Annotated in this window: 3 protein-coding genes; 1 reads left to right on the top strand and 2 read right to left on the bottom strand. The window is 76.5% G+C overall.

Going from position 1 to position 2,928, the window contains the following annotated elements:
- The coding region (locus F2B26_RS17260) for an SDR family oxidoreductase (RefSeq protein ID WP_499679452.1) at nt 1-824 on the bottom strand (824 nt) is incomplete at its 3' end.
- A 10-nt stretch (nt 825-834) separates the two neighbouring features.
- On the bottom strand, nt 835-2,238 hold the full coding sequence (locus tag F2B26_RS15515; protein ID WP_159810890.1) for an acetyl-CoA C-acetyltransferase: 1,404 nt from the start codon (nt 2,236-2,238) through the stop codon (nt 835-837).
- A 107-nt stretch (nt 2,239-2,345) separates the two neighbouring features.
- Here F2B26_RS15515 and F2B26_RS15510 point away from each other — a divergent pair.
- The coding region (locus F2B26_RS15510) for a TetR/AcrR family transcriptional regulator (RefSeq protein WP_328698695.1) at nt 2,346-2,928 on the top strand (583 nt) is incomplete at its 3' end.

Genomic DNA, 2,928 nt, shown 5'->3' with positions numbered 1-2,928 from the left:
CCGTCCCGGGCCAGCACCGCGGCGATGGCGGCCCCGATCCCGCGGGCGGCGCCGGTGACGACGACGACCTGCCCAGCCAGCGGCGCCGCCCAGTCGGCCGGCAGCATCCCGGCCGACGAGTCGACCGGCAGCAGCTGACCGTCCACGTACGCCGAGCGCGCCGACAGGAAGAACCGCAGCGCCCCCAGCACCCCCGGTGCGGTCACCGGCACAGACGGTGCGACGACGACGCCGTTACCGGTCGCGCCGTCGCGCAGCTCCTTGGCCAGGGACCGCAGCAGCCCCTCGACACCCTCGCGTGCGGCGGCCACCGCGGGGGCGTCGTCGGCGCCCGCCGGACGGGAGACGGTGACCACCCGGGCGCCGGACCGCAGCGAGCGCAGCACCCCGGCCAGCTCCAGCGCCGGGCCGGACAGCTCACCGGGCGCGACCACCTCGGTGAGCACGACGACCACCGCGGCGTACCGCAGCGCCGGGTCGGCGCGGCGGTGCACGTCGAGGTCCCAGCCGTCGAAGACGAGGTCGGGGGTTGCCGTCGTGCGCGACGAGGCGCCGTCGTGGGAACGCGTCGGTCCGCCCGTCGGTCCGGGAACGACGGCGTCGGGCGTGGCGGCCAGGTCCGGCACAGCCCCGCCGACCGGCCCTGCGAGCACCGCGGCGAGCGCATCGGCGTCCGCCCCCTCACCGAGCAGCAGCACCGGGCCGTCGAGCAGCGGGTCGCCGACGGAGTACCGGCGCAGCAGCGGCGGGCGCGGCAGCTTGAGCCGGCGGGCGACGGCCCGGCCGGGGTCGCGGTTGACCAGGTCGAGATAGGTGTCGGGCATGGGGGCCTCCTCAGGTCGTGGGCAGGGGGCCGGCCTGCAGCAGCATCGCGAAGCCGAGGCCACCGGCGGCGCACACGCTCACCAGGGCCCGCACCGGGCCGGCGGCCGGGTCGGCTTCGTAGCGCTGGGCGACAGCCTTGGCGGCCGAGGCGACGATGCGTCCACCGGTGGCGGCGAACGGGTGCCCGGCGGCCAACGAGCCGCCGTGCGTGTTGAGCCGGGTCCGGTCGACGGTGCCGAACGCCCCGGGCAGCCCGAGCCGGGTACGGCCGAACTCCTCGGACTCCCACGCGGCGAGGTGGCACAGCACGGTCGCGGCGAACGCCTCATGGATCTCGATGACGGCCACGTCGTCCAGCCCCAGGCCGTTGCGGGCCAGCAGCGCGGGCACGGCGTAGGCGGGGGCCATGAGCAGCCCCTCGTCGCCGTGCACGAAGTCCACTGCCGTGACCTGCGCGTCGACCACCCGGGCGAGGGGGCGCAGACCGTGCGCGGCGGCCCACTGCGCCGATCCGAGCAGCACCGCGGATGCCCCGTCGGTGAGCGGGGTGGAGTTGCCGGCGGTCATCGTCGCGGGTGTCGCGAGGCCGCGGCCGAACACCGGCGGCAGCGCCGCGAGCTTCTCGAGCGAGCTGTCGGTGCGCAGGTTCGAGTCCCGTGCCAGGCCGCGGTAGGCGGTGACGAGGTCGTCGAAGAACCCCGCGTCGTACGCCGCGGCGAGGTTCATGTGGCTGGCCAGGGCGAGCTCGTCCTGCGCGGCGCGCGTGATGCCCCAGTGCGCGGTGCTGATCGCCTGGTGCTCGCCCATGGACAGCCCGGTGCGCGGTTCGGCGGTGGTGGGGGCGACGGGGACCAGGTCGGAGGGGCGCAGCCGGGCGAACGCGGCCAGCCGGGCCTGCGGGGTGCGGGCGTGCTGCGCCGCGACGAGGGCGGCCCGCAACCGGTCGCCCACCACGACGGGTGCGTCCGACGCGGCGTCCACCCCGCCGGCGATCCCGGACTCGATCTGCCCGAGCCGGATCTTGGCGGCGATCGAGGAGATGGTCTCCATCCCGGTGGCGCAGGCCTGCTGCACGTCGAACGCGGGCGTGGTGTCGGCCAGGGCCGAGCCGAGCACGGCCTCGCGGGTGAGGTTGAAGTCGCGGGAGTGCTTGAGCACCGCGCCGGCGGCGACCTCGCCCACCTGCTCGCCGGCCAGCCCGAACCGGGCCACGAGCCCGTCGAGCGCGGTGGTGAGCAGGTCGAGCGTGCTCAGCCCGCTGTAGGCGCCGAACGAGCGGGCGAACGGGATCCGGTTGCCGCCGAGCACCCAGGCCGCGCGCGGGGCGGCGCCGGCTGGGGTGGCGCCTGCCGGGGTGGGGCCTGCCGAGGCGGGCTCGGGCGGGGTGCTGGCGGGGCGGTCGGTGGCGACCATGGGCGTCCTCTCGCATCGTTGCGGGGGACGGGCGGCCTGGCCGTGAGGTGAGGCGACCCTTCCCCGGGATCTTCCTGCAACCGACAGTACCTGATACCGTCGGTAAGGTGAACCTCACGACGACCCCGACCCCGAAGGCGCCCGCCGACGACGTGGCCGTGGCCGTCGCGCCCGCGGACGAGGTCATCGCCGAGGGCGCCGAGGAGGCCACCGCCGGCACCGCCGAACCGGTGCGCGACGGCCGGGCCGCCCGCTGGGACTCCCATCGCGACCGCCGCCGCGCCGCCCTGGCCCACGCCGCCCGCCGCGAGGTGCACCGCAGCGGGCCGGACGTGTCGATGGAGGACATCGCCGCCGCCGCCGGGACCTCGAAGTCGATCGTCTACCGGTACTTCGCTGACAAGACCGCGCTGCAGCAGGCCGTGCTCGAGCTCGTCGTCCAGGACATCGAGACGGCACTCGCCGCCGCGCTCGCCCGCTCGACGGGGGCGCGGGCCGGTCTCGCCGCCATGGTCGAGGCCTACCTGGAGATGATCGAGAGCTCCCCGCACGTCTACGCCTTCGTCACCTCGACCGGCACCGCCACCCCGCACGCCCGGCTGCTCGACCAGATCGGCGCGCTGCTCGCCGACACGCTCGCCGCGGCCTCCGAGAACGGCCCCGCGGCCGACGGGCAGGCCGCCGGCGCGG

Source organism: Cellulomonas citrea (genome assembly GCF_009829685.1).
Taxonomy (GTDB): domain Bacteria; phylum Actinomycetota; class Actinomycetes; order Actinomycetales; family Cellulomonadaceae; genus Cellulomonas; species Cellulomonas citrea.
Note: the sequence above shows the minus strand (reverse complement) of the source record. Positions and strands in the feature narration are given on the sequence as shown.

Coding starts and splice junctions, on each gene's coding strand:
- F2B26_RS15515 (WP_159810890.1), bottom strand. CDS start 2,238: ATGGTCGCCACCGACCGCCCCGCCAGCACCCCGCCCGAGCCCGCCTCG.